Source organism: Glycomyces sp. NPDC049804 (assembly GCF_040674615.1).
In the GTDB taxonomy this organism is placed as follows: domain Bacteria; phylum Actinomycetota; class Actinomycetes; order Mycobacteriales; family Micromonosporaceae; genus Glycomyces; species Glycomyces niveus.
Window position 1 is genome coordinate 13,080 of sequence record NZ_JBFAMQ010000019.1, and the last position, 22,174, is coordinate 35,253.

A 22,174-nucleotide genomic window follows, 5' to 3' on the forward strand; every position below is an offset into this window, starting at 1 on the left:
GTTACGGAACATCCAGCTCACATCGAATTTTATCGATAGGCCAGAATGTAAAGGCCGCCCGGTGGTCCTCGACTACCAATCTCCGGTCCGCCGGGCGGCCAACAACAGAAAGCGAGCCTTCTGTGTCGTCTACGACGATACGCTATTCCGGCGTACCTGAAAACAGCCATTCGCGCGGCAACACCGACACCGCCGCGTACTCCACCGCACCTTCGACCGAGCCGACCGCAGCGGCGTCGGCCGCAGGTCAGTCAGAAACCGAACCGTTCGATGACCGCGACCGGGAGCTCGCTGAGCTCCTCCGCGCTCGGCTTCGCGACATGGCCGCCCGCGATTTCGACTCGCAGACCTCGTCGGACATCCCGAATCTCGCGATGGCGGGCCACCACGCACCGGGCGACCCAAGCGGCTACGTCCCAGGCGGCGCGAGTGCGGGTCTCGCTGCGAATGAATCGGTGCCACTGCCGCAGATCGCGGCAAGGAGAGCCGGGCAGAACGCCGCACCGCTGGTTGGAGACTCGACGGGTCGAGAGCGCAGCCGACTGGCGGGCCGGTCCTCCGCCGACTCGGCCTCGCTCCGGCAGTCGGAGGCGGGAGATGCCGGACCGTTCGTCCGGCCGCAGTCCGAGACGGGAACTGTCGGACCGTCAGCCCGGCCGCAGTCCGAAGCGCGAGCACCCGGACCGACTGCGCTGCCGCAGGTTTCGGCGGGCACAGCCGGTCCCGTTTCGTCCGACCCGCGTCACAACCCGGCCTACCCGCACCCGAAGAATCCGGGCCTGTTCGAGGAGGTCGATGGGTTCTACGACTGGGCGGACCGCCGCCTGTTCCTGTCCGACGGTTCACCCGATCCGATGACACCTGGTGCGTATCGCTACCAAACCCGTCCCGACCTCTGCCTCCTCGACGCCGCCGACGACGACCCCTGGTCGCCGCGTTACGAACCCGACCACCTGCGCCACAAACCCGGCGACGACTGGCTGATCGACAAGAACCGGCCCTACGACGTGCTCGATCCCGGACCGTTCGGGGCCCCGGGGTGGTTCCCCGACCGTCGCACCGGCCGTCACCGTCGCGACGAACTCCCCGATCCGATCCCGTGGTGGGAGATCGAAGAAGATCCCGAGAAGGCCGAGTGGGCGGAGCAGGCCGAAGCGCTCTACGACCGTCGCACCCGCTTCACCCGGGAGCGCGAAGCCCGAGAGGCGCGCCAGGCAGACCTGGTGGGCGAAGCCGACCGAGAGGGTGAGGTCAGTGGGGCGGACGAGCGCGAGGTTCGCGGGTCCGAGAGCCGCGAGGCTCGAGAGGTCGGGGAGCGGAAGCGGGATGGCGGCGAGCGGAAGCGGGACGGCGGGGACCGATCGGGGCCGACGCCTCCGGCGGTGGCGCCCGCGCACCTGCGCGTCGTTCCTGACCAGCGCTCGCATCGGCCGAGAGCGAGGCGTTCGGGCTCCGACCGCCCGTCCCCGCAGTGGTCGGTCGAGCCCGAAGGCGAAGACCCGCAGGAGACCAGGTTCCGTCATGGGTCGGTCGATGCCGAAGGCCAAGGCCCGCAGCAGGCACACACGGCCCAACCGCGGTCCGCAGCTGCCGAAGGCGCGGTCCGCGGCCGAGGGACCCCGTTGGCGAGCGTGCCACCGCGACCGAGGCTTCGTCCCTGGCCGAACGTCGATCGCCAAGAAGGGCCGCACGGAGGCGAATGGGTGGACCCGGTCGCCGAGTTCCGGTTCTCGAAGCTCCGCGAAGACGCCTGGGACCGGTTCCTCGACAAGTCCGCCGGCCTTGCCGCCGCCCACATGCAGTCCCGCACGAATCGGGATACCGCCATCGAACGCGAAGGCGGGCCCACCATCGGCCGGATCGCGCGAGGGCTGCGCCTGATCGCCGGGCTCCTCCGCCACCGGCCTCGGCAGAGCGAGACCGATCCGGTTTCGGCTGGCAGGCCGCCGCGCGGGGCCGACCCCGCTTCGCCTCACAGGCGACCGCGCGGGGCTGACCTGGTCTCGCCTGACAGGCTCCGGCCGCGCGAGGCCGACTCCGTCCCGCCCGAGCGGCACGCCGCGCTCGCCGAGCGGACCAGCCGGTTCGCACAGGCGATGCGAGGCGCGCAACGCGCCCGCTCCGCCGTGTCCCCGGAGGCGGTTCGCGGGCACCTGTCCGGAGGCGCGGCGTGGGCGTAGGCCGACGCGCACCCCACAGCAGCGGTGCTCGGTATGGCAAGGCGCTCAAGCAAACCCGTTGCCGGTGCGCTCCTCCGGGAATGACCCCGATTCGCTTGCGATCCCGGGCGAGTTCACGCACCGCCCGCGTCGAACGCGAAGCGATCGCAGTCTGAAACCGCCCAACAAGACCGCGACAGCTGAAGCCCAGCCGAAGTGTTGTGGCGGGGCGGTCGGCTCTGGCGAAGCCGACCGCCCGCGCCTCCGCGGAGTCTGATGCAGGTGCCCGGGCGCGGGAGCCAACCCCGCGACCCGAGACTTCCAGGCGGTCCGCGCGGCCCTCTCCAACCGCCTCACCTACACCAAAACTGAAGCCAGCCTGTCACAGAAAGTCAAGCAACTCAACGACGGATTTCCCACCTGTGGATAACTCCCGTCACGACAAGCAAATCCGCAGATCAACAGCCTGTGGATAACTCACTCACGAAAGGTGTATCCGTGGATCCCGCCAACCAGACCGCACTGTTCCGCGCGCACGCCATGGCGCGCCTGCGGGGCGAGGCGGCCGAGGCCGCGCGCCTCGCCGCGCAGATCAGCGTCGAGCAGCGCATGAGCCACCTGCTGTTCACGCTGACGCTCTTCACCCAGTTCGTGGTCGAGGAACTCGGTTTCGAACCCGACCCGGTCGAACTCGCGGCGTTCACGAAACGCCTGCACGACAAGCACTACAGCCCGGAGCGGCCGTTCGAGGCGCTGCGCGCCGAGGCCATGGTCCGGGCCGTCACCTCCGAATCGGTGCTGCTCACCGAGATCCCGCACACCGAGCAGGCCGCGTACATGTGGGCGGTCATCGACGAGTTCGCCGACCCGCAGCTGAGCGAGTCTGAACTGGACGAACTCTTCGACCTCGTCGAGGAAGCCCGGGAAGACCTCCTTGGCAGGGCCCTCGACTCGCCGGCGCTCAAGTCGACAAGGCCTGAGTCGGCGGCTCCGGCGCAGTCGGCACCCGAGCCGGCCGCAGCCTCGCAGACTGCACCCGGGCCGGCCGCAGCCTCGCAGACTGCACCCGAGCCGGCCGCACCCTCACAGACTGCACCCGACCAGTCCGCTCCCGACCCGGAAGGAACCGACGCATGACACCCGACGCGCTCCACCGCGCCCACCTGACGGCGCTCGTCACCGGCGAGATCGCGACCGCCGCGAACCTCCGGCAGCGGTTCCAGGTGCGAGACCACGCCTTCGCCGCCGACCTCCTCCGGGCCGCCACCGCAGTGGTCCTCGAATTCCGCTTCGGCCCGGGCGCCGGGCTCGGGGCCGGGCCGATCGACTACGTCCGCCTGGGCGCGTTCATGACCGAGCTGCGCCAGGGCGGGCGCGGCACCGTGCCCCCGCCGGACCACCTCGCCGTCGAAGCCGTCACCCGCGCGCTCTACGGCGAACCGCACCTCGCCGAACCGCTCGCCGAGCAACGCCGCAGCCAAGCCCACTACACCGCGCTCACCCATGAACTGAGCCAACACCATTGGCTCAAGGCCAACCCCGATCACCTCGTGTTCCACGCCCGGAAGCGCATGACCGTCTGGATCCTGGGTCGACCTGAGGGCTGACCGGCACCGGTCCGGGGCCGCGCTGCAGTGTCACTGCGGTGCGGCCCCGCCTGGTTCGCGGACCCGGATCACGGCTCTTTCTCCGCGAGCGCGGCACGGTTAATGTGGGCGTTCGGCGGCACCGCCGCCGGGCGCACCGCCTGCGCCCTGCCCCCGCGATCGCCCGGCCCTGCTGCGCGGCGAATGCAACCATCACTGCGAGATGCCGCGCCATGACAGACATGATCCGAATCGGACTGCTCGGGCCGTTCCAGGTCACCGTCGACGGTCGGCCTGCGCCGGTTGACGGCGGCCGGCAGCGGGCCGTCCTCGCCGCCCTCGCCCTCGCGGCGGGCAAGCCCGTGCGCAGCAGCGCGCTCGCCGCGCTGGTCTGGGGCGAGGACGAGCCGACCGCGCGGCACCGTCTGCACGCCGTCGTCAACCGGCTGCGGCAGGTCCTCGGCGCTGACGCCATTCGCACCGCTCCCGGTGAGTACACGTTGGCGCTTGAGGCAGAAGCCGTTGACGTGCAGCGGTTCCGGTTGCTCATCGACGAGTCGAAGCGCGCTGCCGGCGCCGCAGAACTCGCGATCCTGGACCAGGCGCTCGGGCTCTGGCGCGGCGAGCCGCTCGCCGATGTGGACGCCGATTCGCTCGCATCGGCGCATGCACCGACCCTGGTCGAGGAGCGGCTGCGCGCGCTCGAACGCCGCGCCGACCTCGTCCTCGACGCGGGCGGGCACGCCGAGCTCGTGGCCGACCTGCAGGCGCTCACGAACGCGCACCCGCTGCGCGAGTTCCTGTGGTCGCGGCTCATGCTCGCCCTGCACCGCTCCGGACGCCAAGCCGAAGCCCTCGCCGCGTACCAGCGCATCCGCACCCTTCTGGCCGACCGGCTCGGCGTCGACCCCGGGGAGGAGCTGCAGCGCGTCCACCGCACGGTGCTGCGCCAAGAGGCGGAGACTGAGACCGCCCGGCCCGCCGCGCCCGTGGCCGTTCCTGCGCCGAGGCAGCTCGCGACCGACATCCCCGGGTTCACCGGCCGCGCCGACCGTCTCGCCGAGCTCGACCGGCTGCTCGCCGACGCCGAGCACGGCCGCGCGCCGGTCTCGATCGCGGTCATCAGCGGTCCTGCCGGGGTCGGCAAGACCACGCTGGCCGTGCACTGGGCGCACCGGGTCGCCGACCGGTTCCCCGACGGGCAGCTGCACCTGAACCTTTCCGGCCATTGGCAAGGCGGGTCGGCCGACGCCGCGCTCATGACACTGCTGCTGTCGCTTGGGACGCCGCCTGAGCGGATCCCGCCGGACACGGAGGGCCGCTCGGTGGCGCTGCGCACTGCGCTCGCAGGCCGCCGCGTGCTCATGCTCCTCGACAATGTGCGGGACGCCGACCAGGTGCGGCCCCTGCTGCCCGGTGCGGGCGGCCTGGTCCTCATCACCAGCCGGAACCGGCTGCGGAGCCTGCGTCGGCATGAAGGCGCGGCCCTGGTCGAACTCGATCCGTTCACGCCCGCCGAGTCGGCCGCGCTCCTGCAACGCGTGCTCGGCCCCGAGGCGGTCTCCAAGCACCCCAACGCGATCGCGGAGCTCGCCGGGTTGTGCGGGCACCTGCCGCTGGCCGTCGCCCTTGCCGCCGAACGGGTCCGCAACACCGGCGTCTCGGTGCCAGACCTGGTCGAGGAGGCCAGCGACGGCAGTGCGCGGCTCGACGCGCTCGACGACGGGGCCGACGATGTGCGGAAGGTCTTCGAGTGGTCGTACCGGGCGCTGCCGCCGTTGCCCGCGAAGCTGTTCCGGCTGCTCGGCACGGCCCCTGGTCCCGACATCGGCGCGCCGGCGGCGGCGGCCCTGGCGGGCACGACGACCGCGGCGGCGCTTCGGAACCTGGAGCTGCTCGTGGACCACAACCTGCTGAAGCGGCCCCGCCCGGGCCGGTACGAGCTGCACGACCTGCTGCGGGTCTACGCCGCCGAACTGGCGTCCGCAGTGGACGGTGAGCAGGGCCGGGCGCGGGCGCTCGCGCGGCTGCTCGACTGGTATATCGCGACCGGGCTCGCGGCTTGGTCGCACTTGCAGCCCACGTCGATGGGGCCGGGCCTGGAGACGCCGCGCACCGAGGTCGCGCCGCTCGCGTTCGCGGACGCCCCGGCGGCGCTCGACTGGTTCGAGACCGAGCACGACAACTTGATCGCGGGAGCGGGTGCGGCCGAAGCCGCTGGGCTGGACCGGAACTGCTGGCGGCTGGTGCACATCCTGTGGGCGCACCTGGACCGGTGCCGGGCCTGGCCGGAGATCGCGTCGCTCGGCGCGGCCGGTCTGGCGGCGGCGCGGCGCGCGGGCGACCGGGCCGGGGAGGCCGAGATGCTGACGATGGGGGCGAGCCTGCGGCATCTGCGGCGGTTCGACGAGGCGATCGCGTCGCAGCGGCAGGCGTTGGCGATCTACCTGGAGAGCGCCAGCCGCAGCGGGCAGGCGACGGTGCTGAACAACCTGGGGATGATCTTCCGCAGCATGGGCAGGCATGAGGAGGCGATCGAGCATCTGCGGCGGTGCGTGCGCCTTGACGAGGAGACCGATGAGCCGGGCGACCTGGCGGTGTCGCTGCTGAACCTCGCGCAGTCCTATTCGGAGGCGGGCCGGGCGACGGAGGCGGTCGAGACGGCCGGGCGGTCGCTGGAGCTGTTCCGCGAGCTCGCGCACCAGCGCGGGCAGGGCCGGGCGATGGAGACGATCGGGCGCGCGCACGGGCAGCTCGGCGAGCACGCGGTCGCGGCGTCGTGGCTGCGGCGGGCCTCTGATCTGTACGCCGGGATCGGCGACCGGTGGTACGAGTCGGGGAGCCTGACGCTGCTGGGCCGGGAGCTGCGGGCGGACGGGCACGCGGAGGAGGCCGACGCCGTCCTGGTGCGGGCGTTGGAGATCGCGGGAGAGATCGACGATCCGCGCGCTGAGGAGATCCGCGGTCTCCTTGAGGGGCGGGGCGAGTCGTTACCCGGAGACGACAAGGAAGGGGCGTCCGGCGAAGGTGTGGCCGGACGCCCCTTCGCACCGCCTCCCGGAGGGCGGTGCGGGTGTCGGTCAGTAGTCGCGGTTGTCGGGCTCGGCGCCGGTGATGCGGACGCTGAACTCGCGGTTGTCCGGGAGTCGGCGGATGTCGTCGCCGGTGATCCGGACGCTCTGGTCCTTCCCGGTGATGCGAACGCTGAAGTCGCGGTTGTCGACGTCATCGCCGGTGATGCGGACGCTGAAGTCGCGGTTGTCGACGTCATCGCCGGTGATGCGGACGCTGAAGTCGCGGTTGTCGACGTCATCGCCCGTGATCCGGACACTGGCGTACGGCGGCGTGAATTCGTCGCCGGTGATCCGCACGCTGTCGCTGCTGTACGGCGGCGTGAACTCGGGTTCGTCGGCGGCGGCCGGAGCCGCGAAGGCGGCCACGGCCAGGGCCGCCAGGGAGCCGGCGGCGATGGTGCGCGCGCACAAGGTGATCGTGCGCCGAAGCGGAGAAGTGCTGGTGTGCTGGGTCATGGACCCAACCTATGGAGCGGCGCTCACGCGCCGCTCACTTCCGCCTCCCGCTTCGCTCACTCGCCGCTCCCGCGATCCGTGAGCGAGGCGCCAGCGGCCCGCGGGCGAGGCCTGCTCAAGGCTCATGAGCGAGGCTCGCCCGCGGCCCGCGTCAGCGGTTGCGGTCCCAGATCATCCTGAGGCCGTGCAGGGTCAGGTTCGGCTCGTAGTGGGTGACCGTCTCGCACTGCTCGATCACGACCGGGGCGAGGCCGCCGGTGGCGACGACCGCGGTCGGGTCGGTGCCGAGCTCGTCGGTGATGCGTCGGACGAGACCGTCCACCTGCGCCGCAGTGCCGTAGACCATCCCCGACTGCAGACACTCCACAGTGTTCTTGCCGATGACGCTGCGCGGCTTTACGAGCGGGATCTTCAGCAGGTTCGCGGCGCGGGAGGCCAGCGCGTCGATCGAGATCTCGATGCCCGGGGCGAAGGCCCCGCCGAGGAAGTCGCCGTGCTCGGAGATGACGTCGATGTTCGTCGAGGTCCCGAAGTCCACCGTGATGCACGGACCGCCGTAGAGGTGGAAGGCCGCGTGCGTGTTGGCGATGCGGTCGGGTCCGGCCTCGCGCGGGTTGTCGATGCTCAGGCGCACACCGGTCTTGATGCCCGGTGCGATCTGCACGAGGTGCGCGTGCGGGTAGTACCGCTGCACCATCTTCGCGACCTCCGCGCCCTGCTGGGGCACGGTGGACGAGAGCGCGATGCCGCTCAGGTCGACGCCGTCGCCGTCGAGCAGTGCTCTGAAGGTGAGCCCGAGCTCGTCGGCGGTGGCGTGCGGATCGGTGCGGATCCGCCACGAGTGCTTGAGGGTCTCGCCCTCGAACACTGCGAGCACCGTGTTCGTGTTCCCGATGTCGACGCACAGCAGCACGGTCTACTCCTCGAAGTCCAGGCCGATGTCCAGAATGGGCGACGAGTGGGTGAGCGCGCCGACGGAGATGTAGTCGACGCCGGTGGCGGCGTAGTCGACTACGGAGTCGAGGCTGATGCGTCCGGTCGCCTCGAGTTCGGCCCGGTCGCCGACGGCCTCGACGACCTCGGCGAGCTCCTTGGGGCTCATGTTGTCGCACAGGAGGAACAGGGCCCCGGCGGCGACCGCTTCGAGTGCCTCGTCGAGGGTCTCGACCTCGACTTGGATGTCGATCTCGGGCTCGGCGGAGCGGACGGCGGCGAAGGCCTCGCTGATGGACCCGGCGGCCTCCTTGTGGTTGTCCTTGATCATCGCCACGTCGTACAGGCCCATGCGCTTGTTGTCGCCGCCGCCGGCGCGCACCGCGTACTTCTCCAGGGCGCGCAGGCCGGGCGTGGTCTTGCGGGTGTCGAGGACGGTGGTGTGCCAGTCGGCGAGGACGTCCGCGAAGCGGCGGGTGTGGGTGGCGATGCCGCACAGGCGGCACAGCAGGTTCAGGGCCGTGCGCTCGGCGGCGAGGAGCGAGCGGGTGGGGCCGGAGACGCGGGCGAGGACCTGCCCGGCGCGGATGCGCGCGCCTTCGTTGGCGAGGTAGGTGAACTCGATGTCGCCGGGCATGGCGTGGAAGACCGCGTGCGCGACGGGGAGGCCCGCGAGGAGCCCGTCGGCGCGGGCCGTGATGGCCACAGTGGACTTGTGCTCGGGTCCGAAGATCGATTCGGAGGTGACGTCGCGGCGGGCGTGCGAGAGGTCTTCGTCGAGGTAGTCCTGGACGGCGACGTACACGTCTTCAGGGTCGAGGCGGAGGGCGAGCAGGCGCTCGTCCAGTCCGGCCCCGCCGGGCGAAGCGGCGAATCGGCTCATGCGATGGGCTCCCAAGTGGTGTCGAGCTCCCCGTCGGAGCTGATGGAGAGGCTGAGATGGCCGAGCCAGGCGGCGTCGGCGTCAGGATGGTCCTCGCGCCAGTGACTGCCGCGGGTCTCGCGGCGTCGGTGGGCGGCGGCGGTAACCGCGGAGGCGACGGTCAGCAGGTTCGTCGCCTCCCATGTGGCCGGTCGTGGACGACCAGACACATTGTCCCCCAAAGTCGTCAACGACGCAGCGGTGGCCTCCAGTGACGTTTCGGACCTCAGTACCCCGGCCCCGGCGGTCATGGCCTCCTGGATCGGGGCGCGCGAGGTCGTGGAGCAGACGTCCCCTTCGCCCTCGGGCACTTCGGCTACGCCGGGGCTGGGTTTGCGCTCGGCGAGGTCGTCGGCGATGCGCTGGGCGAAGACGAGCGCTTCGAGCAGCGAGTTGGAGGCGAGGCGGTTCGCGCCGTGCAGGCCCGTGCAGGCGGCCTCGCCGGCCGCGTACAGGCCCGGGACGCTGGTGCGGCCGAACAGGTCCGTGCGCACCCCGCCCGAGGAGTAGTGGGCGGCGGGCGCGACCGGGATCATGTCGACGACCGGGTCGATGCCGAGTTCGCGGCAGGACGAGGTGACCGTGGGGAACCGGGTCTCGAGCATCTCCTTGCCGAGGTGGCGGGCGTCGAGCCACACGTGCGAGCGGCCTTCGGCGCGCATGCGGGCGGTGGCGGCCTTGGCGACGACGTCGCGGGGGGCGAGCTCGGCGAGTTCGTGCGCGCCGACCATGAACCGGTCGCCGGAGAAGTCGCGCAGGTGCGCGCCCTCGCCGCGGATGGCCTCGGTGATCAGGGGCTGTCGGTCCCCTCCGATACCTTCGAGGAACAACGCGGTGGGGTGGAACTGGACGAACTCGAGGTCGGTCACGGTCGCCCCGGCCCGGAGGGCCAGCGCCACGCCGTCGCCGATGGACACGGAGGGGTTGGTGGTGGACTGGTAGATCTGGCCGAGGCCGCCGGTGGCGAGTACGACCGCGCGGGCCTCGACGCCGCCGACGCCGTGCTCGACGCCTTCGCCGAGGATGTGGAGGCTGACGCCGGCCGCGTGCCCGCGGGCGTCGGTGAGCAGGTCGAGGACCATGGCGTGCTCGATGATGCGGATCCAGGGGTCGCGCAGGACCGCGGCGTGGAGGGCGCGCTGGATCTCGGCGCCGGTGGCGTCGCCGCCGGCGTGGACGATGCGGCGGGCGCGGTGGCCGCCTTCGCGGGTGAGTTGGAGCGAGCCGTCGGGGTGGCGGTCGAACTCGGTGCCGAGGTGGATGAGGTCGGCGATGCGGGCGGGGCCTTCGGTGACGGTGACCTCGACCGCGGCCGGGTCGCAGAGGCCGACGCCGGCGATCTGGGTGTCGCGCGCGTGGGATTCGGGGGTGTCGAGCGGGTCGAGGACGGCCGCGACGCCGCCTTGGGCCCAGCGGGTGGAGCCGTCGTCGATGCGGACCTTGGTGACCACGGTGACGTGGAAGCCGGCGCGGCGCAGGTTGAGGGCGCAGGTGAGGCCGGCGACGCCGGAGCCGATGACGCACACGTCGGTGGTCTCGGTCCAGGTCGGGGCCGCGGCGCGGAGCCGGCGCGGGAGGCGCGGCAGTTCGGGCAGCGGCTCGGTGTGAGGCATGGTCGCGGGTGGCACGCGTTGCCCTTCTAGCGGCGGGCGCCCGGTCGCCCGGGTGCCCTGGTGTCGGGTGCGCCGCCGATGGGCGCGGCGGTCGGCTCAACTGTGCACCTGCGGGCACGCGAGGTGCCAACCGGGTGTGGCGTGCGTCCCGGTTTCCGGATGCGGGAGGCGGCGGGGCGGGCCGGGGGGCCTGCCGCTGTGCGGCGGGGTCGGCGCGCGGGTTCCGCGCTGTCGGTTCCGCCGGCCGCGTTCGCGGCCCGGAACGGCGGAGCGCCGCGGGTTGGCGCTGCTCGCCCTGGAGCGGGCCCGGATTCGGGGCACGCCGCAGGTGCGATTCGGCGCTGGGCTGTGTCGCTTTTCTGGCTCGGCAAGCCTTCCCCGTGAGCGGCCCCCGGTTTCGACGCTAGCGGCGCGAGCCTGAAGGGGAGCTGCAGCGAGGCGCCCGTCATGCGTTGCGCGGAGGAACCGGCGGTTTCGGGTCCGCTGGGCGTGCGGCCCGCGGGCGTGGCCGCTGCGCTGGTCGATCGGCGCGCCCGGGTCTTGCGGAGGCCGCCTCGGGCGGCGTCCGCAGGACCCGGGTTCGCGTGCATGGTGCGGCTAGCCCCGGTTGCCGCGGTTGGCGGCGCGCTGGATGCTGTACATCAGTTCGTCCTCGCTGCGCGTCGGATGAAGTCGGCGAGGTCGGCGGACTGCTGGAGGCGCGACTCCTCGTGGACGTACATCATGTGCCCGGCGGGGTAGGTCTTCGTCTCGATGCGCTCGCGGTCGGCGAGGGGGATCTCGAGGTGGTCGAGGGTGTACTCGATCGCCTCGATCGGGACGCCGCCGTCGTAGCGGCCCATCGCGACGTGGACCTGCAGGAACGGGTTGAGGCGCATGGCGTTGCCGAGCTTGCCGATGACGTCGACGGCCTCGCCCTCGAACTCCTTGTACGACCACGGGTGCACCGCGCGCGAGAGCCGCTCGTACACGTGCTCGTTCTCGTACTCGAGTTCGGAGCGCAGGTAGTACTGGAGGGCGGCCGTGTACGGGCCGTCGGTGCCGACGAGGAACGGGTCGTACGGCATCCGCTCGTGCGTGTAGTGGTCGGCGGGGCCGGTGAAGCGGGTGTCGAGGCGGCCGGTGACCAGGCGCTTGTGGCGCAGCAGCTCGGCGTAGTACCGGGTGTGCTCCAGGCGCAGGTTGGCGCGGTCGACGTAGTCCTCGCTGACCCCGGCGAGGGAGGCGATCTTGGTGACGGCGGCGGCGCGCTCCTCGGGGGTGATGTTCTGGCCTTTGGCGAGGACGGCGCGGAACTCGTCGGCGTAGGCGCGGGCCTCGTCGACGACGTCCTCGAGCGCCCGGTCGGGGTGGAGCCCGTGGTAGTGCGCGGTGGCCGCGTACGTGGGGAGGAACAGCGGGTCGGGCAGCTCGGAGCGGCTCGCGTGGTAGAGCGTCTCGGTGTTGAACGCGGGGGCGATGAACATGACGCCGTTGAGGAACAGGCCGAAGCGGCTCTGGAGGTAGTCGGCGAGGGCCGCGCCGCGGGTGCCGCCGTAGGACTCGCCGATGAGGAACTTCGGGGAGAGCCAGCGGTTGTGGCGGGTGGTCCAGAGGCGGATGATCTCGCCGACGGACTCGATGTCGCGGGTGAACCCGTGGTAGTCCTTGGCCTTCTCGCCTTCGACGGCGCGCGACCAGCCGGTCGAGACGGGGTCGATGAAGACGAGGTCGGTGTGGCGCAGGAGGGACTCCTCGTTGTCGAGGAGGCCGTACGGGGGCGGGGTGAGGCTCCCGGCGTCGCCGGAGTCGACGCGGCGGGGGCCGAGGAGGCCCATGTGCAGCCAGATCGAGGAGGAGCCGGGGCCGCCGTTGAACGCGAAGGTGACGGGGCGGTCGGTGACCTCGGCGTCGTCGACGGTGTACCAGGTGATGGAGACCTCGGCCTTGGGTTTGCGGCCGTTGAACTTGTCGTCCTCGGTGATCTCCTCGCGGAGCACGATCCGACCGGTGGTCGCGGTGTACGCGAGGTCGCCGAGGGTGTGGTGGGTGGTCTTGAGGTCGTCGGCGGGTTCGGCCTTGTCGGCCGCCTTCGCCTCGTCCTTCACGGCGCCGTTGGCGGCGTCGTCCTTGTTGGGTTCGTCGCTCATGAGACCAGAACTTACCGCGCGGCTAGTGGGGACGCCACAGGGTTGCCGGCGGTGCCGGGCGCGGGGTTCGCCTTGTCCGCGTTGACCTCGATGATCTCGTTGCGTTCGTTCACATGGACGACGGTCGGTTTGAACGCGCGCGCCTCGGCGTCCTCCATCTGCGCGTACGAGATGAGGATCACTAGGTCGCCGGGTTGGACGAGGCGGGCGGCGGCGCCGTTGATGCCGATGACGCCGGTGCCGCGCTCTCCCGCGATCGTGTAGGTCTCGAGCCGGGCGCCGTTGGTGATGTCGACGATGGCGACCATCTCGCCGTCGAGGATGTCGGCGGCGTCGAGCAGGTCCGCGTCCACGGTGACCGACCCGACGTAGTGCAGGTCGGCCTGGGTGACGGTGGCGCGGTGGATCTTGGACTTGAACATGGTCCGGATCATCGGGCGTCTCCAATAGTGCTGTGCCCAATAACGACATGGGCGTTGTCGATCAGGCGGGTCGTGCCCGCCTTAGCGGCGATGAGCAGCCTCGCGGGCCCCTGTGCGGGGGCCTCCCCGAGGTCGTTCGCCCGGACGACGACGTAATCGACGTCCAGTCCGGGCTCGGCGGCCAGGGTCGTCTGGGCCGCGGCGAGCGGGTCGGGCGAATCCTGCGCGGCCTTGATGGCGCGCGGGATGGCAAGGGCGGCAGCGCGTTCGGTCTCGGAGAGGAACACGTTCCGGCTCGACCGGGCCAGGCCGTCGGCCTCCCGGTCGGTCGCCACCGCTTCGATCGCGATGCCCATGTCGAGGTCCGCGACCATGCGGCGGACCATCGCGAGCTGCTGGAAGTCCTTCTCCCCGAAGCAGGCCGCGTCGGGCCGCGTCAGGTGGAAGAGCTTCGAGACGACGGTGAGCACCCCGGTGAAGAACCCCGGCCGCGAAGCGCCCTCGAGGATCTCACCGTCGGGTCCGGCGTGGACGGTGGTGAGGCCGTCCCGCCCGTTCGGGTACATCTCGTTGACGCTGGGCGCGAACACCAGGTCAACGCCCTCGGCCTCGCACATCGCCAGGTCCGCGTCCAGGGTGCGCGGGTACTTGTCCAGGTCCTCGTTCGGCCTGAACTGCAGCGGGTTCACGAACACCGTCACGACGCATGAGTCGGCGATCGCCTTGGCGCGCTTGATGTTCGCCCGGTGACCGTCGTGCAGCGCGCCCATGGTGGGGACGACGGCGACGCGGCCGGGCAGGGCCGCGCGGGCCTTCGCCAGGTCGGCCTTCGTGTGGACCAGGACCGTCACGACTCCTCCTTCAAGGGCTGGGCGAGCACGTCGAGCAGGCCTTCGGCGTCGGTGCTCTGCAGGCGGCCCGACGCGAGCGCCCGCTCGGCGGTGCGGCGGGCCATCGTCCGGTACACGTCCTCGATCCCCGTCCCGGCCAGCGCGCCGAGGTGCCGGGCGACCGTGCCGGCGTCGCCGCGCGAGACGGGGCCGGTGAGGCCGGCGTCGCCGTGGCGCAGCGCGTTGTCGAGCGAGGCCGACACGAGGGGCGAGAGCAGCCGCTGCGGGTTCGCGACGCCGATGGCGCGCAGCTGGTCGGCGGCGTCGTTCACGAGCGTCATGAGGTGGTTGGCGGCGTAGACGAGCGCGGCGTGGTAGCGGGCGCGGTCGGCCTCGTCCACATGCTCGGGCTCGCCGCCCATCTCGAGGACGAGCGCCTCGCCCACGAACCGGGCCTCGGCTTCGCCGGTGATCGCCCAGGAGACGCCCGCGAGGCGTTCCAGGTCCTCGTCGCGGCCGGTGAAGGTCATCGCGGGTGCGAGTGCGACGGTGAGCGCCCCCGCGTCGCGGGCGGGCCGCAGCACGTCGGCGCCGAGCGCGCCGGAGGTGTGGACCCAGATCTGGCCGGGCCGGAGCGGGAGGGAGGCGACGAGAGGGGCGATCGCGTCGTCGGGGACGGCGATGAGCACGAGCTCGGCCGCGGCGACGACGTCAGGGGCGGGGAGGATCTCGGCGCCGGGCAGGTGGCGGGCGGCGCGGGCGAGGGAGGCGTCGGATACGGCGGAGGCGGCGACGACCCGGTGGCCGGCGCGGGTGAGGGCCGCTCCGACGACGGAGCCGACCCTGCCTGCGGAGACGACCCCGACGGCGAGCCGGGAGGCGGGCCGCTGCGGGGCTGCGCTGCGCTGCTGATCCATGATGCTGATCCAGTCCTTGTGGAGGTACCGGTCATTGCTTACGCGTTAATTGTGCTTCGCAGGATTGCTAACGCCAGCCTGGGAGGCTACGAGTGGCAATTCTCACTCGGGGCGCTAGGGTCGGCACCATGACGGGGTTCGAGCGCTGGAGCGCTGCGATGGCTCGGACCCTGTACGGGCCGGGCGGGTTCTACCGGTGTGAGCTGCCGGGACGCCATTTCGCGACGAGTGCGCAGACCCCGGTCTTCGCGGAGGCCATCGCGCGCCTTGTCGACGACGTGGACGCCCGCCTCGGCCGCCCCGACCGATTCACGATTCTCGATGTGGGGGCGGGCGGGGGCGAGCTCCTCGAACGCCTCGCGGGCCTCCTCGACGACCGCTTCCAGCTCGCGGCCGTGGAGCTGCGGCCGAAGCCGCCGCACCTGCCCAACCGCATCGCCTGGGGCCCCGACCTGCCCGACGCGGTCGACGGCCTGCTCATCGCCTGCGAACTGCTCGACAACGTCCCCTGCGATGTGGCCGTGGTGGACCCGGACGGGCGGGTCCGGTACGAGGAGGTCGACGGCACCGGCGCGACCCGGCTCGGCGACCCGGTCACCGGCGAGGACGCGGCCTGGCTCGCCGCGTGGTGGCCGATCGGCACGCCGGGCGAGCGCGCCGAGATCGGCGCGCCCCGCGACACCCGGTGGCGCGGCCTCACCGGCCTGCTGCGGCGCGGCACCGCGCTCGCGGTCGACTACGGCCACATGCGGCACGCCCGGCCCGCGGCGGGCACGATAACCGGCTTCAAGGACGGCCGCGAGATCCCGCCCGTGCCCGACGGGAACCGCGACATCACCGCCCACGTCGCCGTCGACGCCGTCGCGTGCGACCGCCTTGAGCCGCAACGCGAAGCGCTGCGGCGGCTCGGCCTCGACGCGACCCCGCCGCCGCTCCCCCTCGCCTTCCAGGACCCGGTCGGGTACGCCCACGCGCTGGCGGCGTCGAGTGCGGCGGCGCGGCTCATGGACCCGGAGGGCCTGGGCGCGCACTGGTGGCTGTGGACGGACCGCTAGCTAGAAGAGTTCGTCGACCGTCTGCACCGAAGGCGCCCGCATCACCCAGGCCTCGAGCATCTCGAGATCGGTGCAGTCCTCGATGCGCTGGCGCGCCCCTTCACTGACCGGGATGCCGCGCATCTCGAGGAACTTCAGGATGATCCTCGCCTCGGCCTCAGCGACCGAGTGCCGGGCGAGCTGGGAGCCGAATTTGTACTGCATGGTCTGCATTATCTTCCTCCAGAAATCCTGTGCGCAACCTTCGAGCCCCACTTCGGTGAGGTCGGCCCAAATGGCGCTCGCCTCGGGTCCCAGCGTGTCAATCGCGGCGGCAAGCGGTTTGAGTGCTTTGTCGATGTCGGGGTTGAGCCTGTGGGTGAGGGCTGACAGGACCGTGAAGTCCACGTCTTCGAGCGCTTCCTCCAGGTCGGTGATGAACGGGACGTTGTCGGGCCCGGCCACGAACGGCCGCACCTCCATGCTGGGGAATCCTGGCGGGCCGAGAAGCAGCGGTCCGCGCGCCCAACGGGCGGTGGCGGCGCTCGGGGTGGTGATCAGCAGCGTGGCCGGGAGCTTGTACTTGTTCTCGAGGTAGCTGAGGTAGTAGGCCCAGCTTCGGATCTTCGACGGTTCTTCCTTGGTCTGCGCCTCGACAATGAGGATCTGCGGTCCATCGGATGTCTCCGCTTTGATCACGGTGTCGGGGCGGCGCACGATCGGCTTGGTCTCGGTCAAGTCCGTGTCGATGACCTCCGCCTCGACGATCTCGGGAAAGTCGACTTCGCACGCCCGCTGGATGGTGTCGGCGAACAGGTTCGGGCTTTCGCGGAACACTTGATGCAGCGCTTCATGGGGGAGCTTCGGCATGCGTTGAGGTTATGAAGATCGTTGCCTGATTCCCGGGAGCGGCGCGCCGCCCGGGCTGTCGCGTAGCTGACATCACTTGCGGCGGTGGTCAAAGCGAGGCGAGCACGCCCGTCGTTTTCCGATACTCACTGGGGCTCTTGCCTTTGCGGCGTTTGAAGGCGTTGCTGAAGCCGAACTGGTCGGCGTAGCCGATGCGGCGGGCGACTTGGGCCACGGTGAGGTCGGGGTCGGCGAGGAGTTCTTCGGCGAGCTGCATGCGCCATTCGGTGAGGTAGGTGAGGGGCGGCTCGCCCATGACCTCGTTGAAGCGCTTGGCGAGCAGGGCGCGGGAGACGCCGGCCTCGCCCGCGAGGTCGGCGACGGTCCAGGGGTTCGCGGGGCGGGTGTGGATCGCTTCGAGGGCCGGTCCCGCGACGGGGTCGGCGAAACCGCGGTACCACACGGGGGCTTGTGCCCCTTGCTGATCGAACCAGGTGCGGAGGGTGCAGACGAGGCCCCAGTCGAAGAGGCGGTCGATGAACGCCTGCGTGCCGGGCTTGCGGCTGGCGAAGTCGGCGGCCGAAGAGTCGAGCCAGATGCAGATGTCGGAATCGTCGTCGATGACGAGGACGGGCGGGAGGGCGCGCAGGAGGCGTTCGTGGCGGCGGCCCGAAGCCCGGTAGGCGCCCACGAACAGAGCCGTGGCCTCGCCGTCGCCGCCGATGGGCTGCGACACGGCCGCTTCGGCGCAGGCCTCGGGGTCGAAGCAGGTGAGCCAGTATTCGAGGTGGGGGCGGTCGACCGAGGCGGCTTCGTCGGCCATGCGGAACGGCTCGCCCCCGCTCACCACGGCGGTCTGCCCGGCCTTGAGCGCTACTCGGGTGCCGTCGTGGAGCAGCAGCACGCCGCCGCCGCCGCGCGCCACGGTGACCATCGTCAGGGGGGCCCGGTCGTCGAAGCTGACCACCCACGGGGCCTTGAGGATCGCATCGCTGAGGATCGCGCCTTCGGCGCGGATGCCTCCGAGGAGTTCACTGAGCGGGTCCATCCGCCAATCGTAGACGCACACGCATGGATCGGAGCGTTCCGGCCATCGTGCGTCCACCCGTTTGCGGCTGTACTGGATCCAGGCACCACAACCGCTTGGAGGACATCATGACCGGACGGACCGCGCTCGTCGTCGTCTCGCACCACCGCGCCGACTCGCTCACCGCCCACATCGGATCGGTCGCGGCGGCGCGACTCGAGGAGGCCGGATTCGCCGCCGACCTGCTCGACCTGCGCGCCGAGGGGTTCGACCCGCGCATGACCGTGGAGGACCAACCCGACTGGGACGACCGCGAGAAGGTCTACTCCGCGGAGGCGCGGGCCCACATGGACCGGATCCTCGCGGCCGACCTCATCGTCCCGGTGTTCCCGGTCTACTGGAACGGTTTGCCGGCCCTGCTCAAGGGTTGGATCGACCGGGTCTGGAACTACGGGTTCTCCTACGGCCGCAGCAAGCCCCGGCTGGCCGGGAAGCGGATGCTGTGGCTCGGCCTGGCCGGCGCGCCCGAAGGCGACGAGTACTGGGCCTCACTGCAGGACATCCTCGATCGCACACTGCGCGAAGGCATCTCCTTCTACAGCGGGATCACCGACGCCGCCGTGGAGGTGCTGCCTGACGCCGAGGGCGAGCCGCAGATCGTCGACGCCGAAGGGAACCTCACCAAGGGCGCGGCGCTGACAGGCGAGCAGCGGACCGCCCACTACGCGGCGCTCGACCGCCGGGCCGTCGACCGCATCGACAAGTTCCTGGCGCTCGACTGAGGCTCCCGGCACCCGCTGACGCTCTGCGGCGCAGCGGGTGCCGGTCCGTGTCAGGAGGCGAGGCGCAGCGCGCCCGCCGGGCAGAGGCGCACCGCGTCGGCCACCTCGTCGTCGCAGTCCTCGGCCTCCCCGGCGAGGAGCACGACGCGGCCGTCCTCGTCGTCCTGGTCGAAGTAGTCCGGTGCGGTCAGCGCGCACATGCCCGAACTCGCGCACGCCTCCGTGTCGGCGACGATCCTCACCATGGGGTCCTCCTTACCAGGTCACCGGGAGTTCGGCGACGCCGTAGAAGCTCTGCCCGGTCACCAGCGGCACCTCCGCGGCGGGCACCGCCAGCCGCAGGCCGGGGAACCGCCCGATGAGCCCGGCGAACGCGATGCGCATCTCCATGCGCGCCAGCTGCTGCCCGAGGCACTGGTGCACGCCGTGCCCGAACGTCAAGTGTCCCTTGGCGTCCCCGGCCACGTCCAGCTTCTCGGGGTCGATGAAGTGCGCCTCGTCGCGGTTGGCGGTCTGCACGGAGACCGTGACGTACTCGCGCGCCTTGATCTGGTGCCCTTCGAACTCGAAGTCCTCCTTCACCTGCCTAATGAGTCCGGTGTGGATGATCGAGAGGTAGCGCAGCAGCTCCTCCACGCCCCCGGCCATGAGCTCGGGCCGCTCGCGCAGCAGGTCCCACTGGTCGCGGTTCTCCAAGAGCGCCATGGTGCCCAGGGCGAGCATCTTCGCGGTGGTCTCGTGACCGGCGACGAGCAGGAGGACCGCCATGCCCGCGACCTCCTCCTCCGAGAGCTCGGCGTCGGCGGCGAGGTCGGAGAGCAGGTCGTCGGCGGGGTCCGCCCGCTTGGCGGCCGCCAGTTCGCCGATGAACCCGAAGAGGTTGAGCATGGCCTGCTGCTTGCCCTCGCCGGTCTCGCCGGTCGTGAAGAGCGCCCTCGCGTCCGCCTCGAACCGCTCGCGCTGCCCGTACGGGACGCCGAGGAGTTCGCAGATCATCATGGCGGGCACCGGGACCGCGAAGTCGCGCACGAGGTCGGCCGGGCGGGGCCCGGCCGCGAGGGCGTCGAGGCGCTCGTTGACATGCTCGGCGATGCGCGGCTCGAGCTGCTTCATGCGCTTGACGGTGAACACTCCGGTGAGCTTGCGGCGCAGCCGGGTGTGGTCGGGCGGATCCATCTCGATGAACATGCCCGGGGTGAGCGGGAAGTCGCCCTCGAAGTCGAGGTAGGCCTCCAGCCCGGGCATGGGGATCGGCACCTGCGCCGGGGCGCCGAGGGTCGAGCTGAACCGGGTGTCGGCCAGGACCTTGCGCGCCAGGCGGTGGCTGGTGACGAGCCAGCCCAAGCGGCCCTCGGGGTAGTAGCGCATGCGCCGCATCTCGCTCCCGCGGTGCAGGGCCATGACGGCGGCGGGCGGGTCGAACGGGTGGTCGCGTTCGAGCGGGATGCCGTAGGGAATGTCGTCGGTCGACACAGCAGCGTCGGCGGGTGTTGACATCGGTGTCTCCTCGGTGGTGTCCGGCCGCGCTCGCACGCGACCTACGTATAGATACACTATACGTATATACACAAGGGGTGCAAGCCCCTCGATCACCCCGCCACGAGCTTGTCCACCGCCTCGTCCGAACGCGCCGCCAACGCCGCGTAATGCCGCTCCCGCGCCGCCCCTGCCAGACCCTGCGCCTCGGTGTCGTACAAGGCCATGGTGTGCACGTCGGTGATGCCGCAGAACTCGGCGATGCCGCGCCGCAGCGCCCCGTCCAGCAGCGCCCGGGTGAGGTCCGAGTTCGGGTCGTCCTCGGCCAGCCCGGCCAGAGCGATCCACAGCATCCGCTTGCCCGCCATGGGCTTCTCGCGCCGCCCGTAGACGAGACCGTAGTTCCAGACCCGGTCGATCCAGCCTTTGAGCAAGGCGGGCAACCCGAACCACCACACGGGGAACACCGCGGCGATGACATCGGCCGCCAGCACCCGCTCGGCATGGGCGTGCACCTCGGCGGAGTACCGCTTGTCGCGGTTCCCGTAGTCGGGCTCGTCCTCCACCCGGTTGCGGGGGTCGAAGCCCTCCCGGTGCAGGTCGAGCAGGTCGATCCGGTACCCGGCGGCCTCGAGGCGGGCCGCGGCGCGGCGCGCGAGGGCGGCCGTGAGCGAATCGGCGCGGTGGTGCGCGACGACGATGAGCGCGGTCGGTTGAACGTCCACAAGGGCCTCCTGTTCGGCGCGCCGCCGCGGTGGCGGCGCCCCTCCAGTACAACCCCGATCCCGCAGACGGACCATGGCCGAGAACCGGGGAAACCTTCGCGATCGTCTACTGTCGCGGGCATGACTCCGCCCTACGACGTGCTCAGCGACATGCTCGCCGGCATCCGCTCCGACGGCGCCTCGGCGCACCGGGCCGCGCTCGCCCCGCCCTGGCGCCTGCGCTTCGAGGGCGACGCGCCCCTGACCATGGTCACCGCCGTCACCGGGCACGCCGAACTCGTGCTCCCCGACGGCGCCCGGCACCGGCTCGCCCCCGGCTCGACCGCGATCGCCCGCGTCCCCTTCGACCTCGCCGACACCGCCGCGACCCTCGACCGGCCCCTCCCGGCCCTCGCCATCAGTGAAGCGCCGCAAGCGGAAGCGGCGGACACGGTGATCGTCGCGGGCGTCTACCGCCCCGCCGGGGTGCGGCACCAGCGGCTCCTGCGCGCACTCCCGGAAGCGCTCGTCCTGGACGAGGAGGTCGAAGACGTGCTGTGGCTGCACTCGATGCGCGTCGCCCTCGCCCGCGCGCACGCGCCGGGCGGGCGGGCGATGCTCGACCGGATCCTCGACTGGGGCCTCGTGTGCACGCTCGGCTGCTGGTTCGACCGGCAGGAGGCCGCCGCTCCCGGCTGGTACCGGGGCGCGCTCGACCCCGTCGTGGCGCCCGCGCTGGCGGCGGTCCACCGCGCGCCGGAGCGGGCGTGGACGGTGGAAGCACTTGCGGCCGAAGCGAACGTGTCGCGCGCGCATTTCGCGAAGCGGTTCACGGCGGTCATGGCGCAGCCGCCGCTGCGGTACGTGGCCGAGCACCGGATGGAGCTGGCCGCGGACCTGCTCGCCGATCCGGGCGTGCCGGTGGCGAAGGCGGCGGCGGCGGTCGGCTACCGGGACGCGTTCGCGTTCTCCACGGCGTTCAAGCGCCACCGGGGGGTGAGCCCGCGCGCCTACCGGTCACAGCGGGTCGACATCGAGGCCGGTCACAGCCGGGCGACGAGCCAGCCGACGCCGGCCAGCAGGGCGATGAGGGCGAAGAAGACGTAGATCGCCAGCTCGACCCATTCGCTCGCCGAGCTCGGGCGCCAGAAGCGGCGCTTTCGCCCGGGTCCGTTCGGGTCAGGGGTGTCGTTCATGCGTCCAGCGTAGGCAGCGGACCCCGGTGAATCCAACACGGCAAATGACTTTGACGACGTGCCGT

Annotated in this window: 20 protein-coding genes; 7 read left to right on the forward strand and 13 right to left on the reverse strand. The window is 71.5% G+C overall.

Annotated features, from left to right (window positions below):
• The first annotated feature begins 122 nt into the window (after positions 1-122).
• From AB0K52_RS22585 to AB0K52_RS22600, 4 genes are all read left to right on the forward strand, one after another.
• Positions 123-2,180 (forward strand): hypothetical protein, encoded by a 2,058-nt coding sequence (locus AB0K52_RS22585; protein ID WP_363535724.1) that lies wholly within the window; start codon positions 123-125, stop codon positions 2,178-2,180.
• 477 nt (positions 2,181-2,657) lie between these two features.
• Positions 2,658-3,296: a hypothetical protein gene (locus AB0K52_RS22590; RefSeq protein WP_363535727.1), complete on the forward strand. Its 639-nt coding sequence runs from the start codon at positions 2,658-2,660 to the stop codon at positions 3,294-3,296.
• A complete protein-coding gene (locus tag AB0K52_RS22595) occupies positions 3,293-3,766 on the forward strand; it encodes a hypothetical protein (protein WP_363535730.1) in 474 nt (157 codons plus the stop codon). The genes AB0K52_RS22590 and AB0K52_RS22595 overlap by 4 nt, the downstream gene beginning before the upstream one ends.
• A 221-nt stretch (positions 3,767-3,987) precedes the next feature.
• The gene (locus AB0K52_RS22600) at positions 3,988-7,455 is read left to right on the forward strand and encodes a BTAD domain-containing putative transcriptional regulator (RefSeq protein ID WP_363535733.1); all 3,468 of its coding nucleotides are present in this window, start codon (positions 3,988-3,990) and stop codon (positions 7,453-7,455) included.
• On the opposite strand, the gene AB0K52_RS22605 is transcribed toward AB0K52_RS22600, so the two are convergent.
• The 7 genes from AB0K52_RS22605 to AB0K52_RS22635 form a co-directional block, all read right to left on the reverse strand.
• Positions 7,427-8,188: a type III pantothenate kinase gene (locus AB0K52_RS22605; protein WP_363535735.1), complete on the reverse strand. Its 762-nt coding sequence runs from the start codon at positions 8,186-8,188 to the stop codon at positions 7,427-7,429. The two genes, AB0K52_RS22600 and AB0K52_RS22605, sit on opposite strands and share 29 nt — an antisense overlap.
• Before the next feature lie 3 nt (positions 8,189-8,191).
• On the reverse strand, positions 8,192-9,091 hold the full coding sequence (gene nadC, locus AB0K52_RS22610) for a carboxylating nicotinate-nucleotide diphosphorylase (RefSeq protein ID WP_208497899.1): 900 nt from the start codon (positions 9,089-9,091) through the stop codon (positions 8,192-8,194).
• Positions 9,088-10,743, reverse strand: a complete 1,656-nt coding sequence (locus tag AB0K52_RS22615; protein ID WP_363535877.1) for an L-aspartate oxidase — start codon at positions 10,741-10,743, stop codon at positions 9,088-9,090. Before AB0K52_RS22615 ends, nadC begins: the two co-directional genes overlap by 4 nt.
• A gap of 641 nt (positions 10,744-11,384) precedes the next feature.
• Positions 11,385-12,872, reverse strand: coding sequence for a peptidase S10 (locus tag AB0K52_RS22620; protein WP_363535738.1), 1,488 nt, complete (start codon positions 12,870-12,872; stop codon positions 11,385-11,387).
• Positions 12,873-12,883: 11 nt separating this feature from the next.
• Positions 12,884-13,306: an aspartate 1-decarboxylase gene (gene panD / locus AB0K52_RS22625; RefSeq protein ID WP_208497895.1), complete on the reverse strand. Its 423-nt coding sequence runs from the start codon at positions 13,304-13,306 to the stop codon at positions 12,884-12,886.
• Entirely contained in the window at positions 13,303-14,145 is an 843-nt protein-coding gene (panC, locus tag AB0K52_RS22630) for a pantoate--beta-alanine ligase (RefSeq protein ID WP_363535741.1), read from the reverse strand. Before panC ends, panD begins: the two co-directional genes overlap by 4 nt.
• A complete protein-coding gene (locus AB0K52_RS22635; protein WP_363535744.1) occupies positions 14,142-15,041 on the reverse strand; it encodes a DUF2520 domain-containing protein in 900 nt (299 codons plus the stop codon). Before AB0K52_RS22635 ends, panC begins: the two co-directional genes overlap by 4 nt.
• A gap of 128 nt (positions 15,042-15,169) precedes the next feature.
• Between AB0K52_RS22635 and AB0K52_RS22640 the strand changes: the two genes are divergently transcribed.
• Positions 15,170-16,096 (forward strand): SAM-dependent methyltransferase, encoded by a 927-nt coding sequence (locus tag AB0K52_RS22640; protein ID WP_363535747.1) that lies wholly within the window; start codon positions 15,170-15,172, stop codon positions 16,094-16,096.
• Here the strand turns inward: AB0K52_RS22640 and AB0K52_RS22645 are convergent, their stop codons facing one another.
• Positions 16,097-16,945 carry a hypothetical protein gene (locus AB0K52_RS22645; RefSeq protein ID WP_363535750.1) on the reverse strand — a complete coding sequence of 283 codons (849 nt, stop codon included), beginning with the start codon at positions 16,943-16,945 and terminating at the stop codon, positions 16,097-16,099. It lies immediately after the preceding gene.
• Between the two features lie 88 nt (positions 16,946-17,033).
• On the reverse strand, positions 17,034-17,972 hold the full coding sequence (locus AB0K52_RS22650) for an AraC family transcriptional regulator (RefSeq protein ID WP_363535753.1): 939 nt from the start codon (positions 17,970-17,972) through the stop codon (positions 17,034-17,036).
• A 107-nt stretch (positions 17,973-18,079) separates the two neighbouring features.
• Between AB0K52_RS22650 and AB0K52_RS22655 the strand changes: the two genes are divergently transcribed.
• Positions 18,080-18,733 carry an NAD(P)H-dependent oxidoreductase gene (locus tag AB0K52_RS22655; protein WP_363535756.1) on the forward strand — a complete coding sequence of 218 codons (654 nt, stop codon included), beginning with the start codon at positions 18,080-18,082 and terminating at the stop codon, positions 18,731-18,733.
• Positions 18,734-18,783: 50 nt separating this feature from the next.
• Here AB0K52_RS22655 and AB0K52_RS22660 read toward each other — a convergent pair whose 3' ends face one another.
• The 3 genes from AB0K52_RS22660 to AB0K52_RS22670 form a co-directional block, all read right to left on the reverse strand.
• The gene (locus AB0K52_RS22660) at positions 18,784-18,978 is read right to left on the reverse strand and encodes a ferredoxin (protein ID WP_363535759.1); all 195 of its coding nucleotides are present in this window, start codon (positions 18,976-18,978) and stop codon (positions 18,784-18,786) included.
• A 10-nt stretch (positions 18,979-18,988) separates the two neighbouring features.
• On the reverse strand, positions 18,989-20,230 hold the full coding sequence (locus AB0K52_RS22665; RefSeq protein ID WP_363535762.1) for a cytochrome P450: 1,242 nt from the start codon (positions 20,228-20,230) through the stop codon (positions 18,989-18,991).
• A gap of 92 nt (positions 20,231-20,322) precedes the next feature.
• Positions 20,323-20,934 carry an NAD(P)H oxidoreductase gene (locus tag AB0K52_RS22670; RefSeq protein WP_363535765.1) on the reverse strand — a complete coding sequence of 204 codons (612 nt, stop codon included), beginning with the start codon at positions 20,932-20,934 and terminating at the stop codon, positions 20,323-20,325.
• A gap of 120 nt (positions 20,935-21,054) precedes the next feature.
• Between AB0K52_RS22670 and AB0K52_RS22675 the strand changes: the two genes are divergently transcribed.
• Entirely contained in the window at positions 21,055-22,020 is a 966-nt protein-coding gene (locus AB0K52_RS22675) for an AraC family transcriptional regulator (protein WP_363535767.1), read from the forward strand.
• Here AB0K52_RS22675 and AB0K52_RS22680 read toward each other — a convergent pair.
• A complete protein-coding gene (locus AB0K52_RS22680; protein WP_208497865.1) occupies positions 21,957-22,109 on the reverse strand; it encodes a hypothetical protein in 153 nt (50 codons plus the stop codon). The two genes, AB0K52_RS22675 and AB0K52_RS22680, sit on opposite strands and share 64 nt — an antisense overlap.
• Positions 22,110-22,174 lie beyond the last annotated feature (65 nt).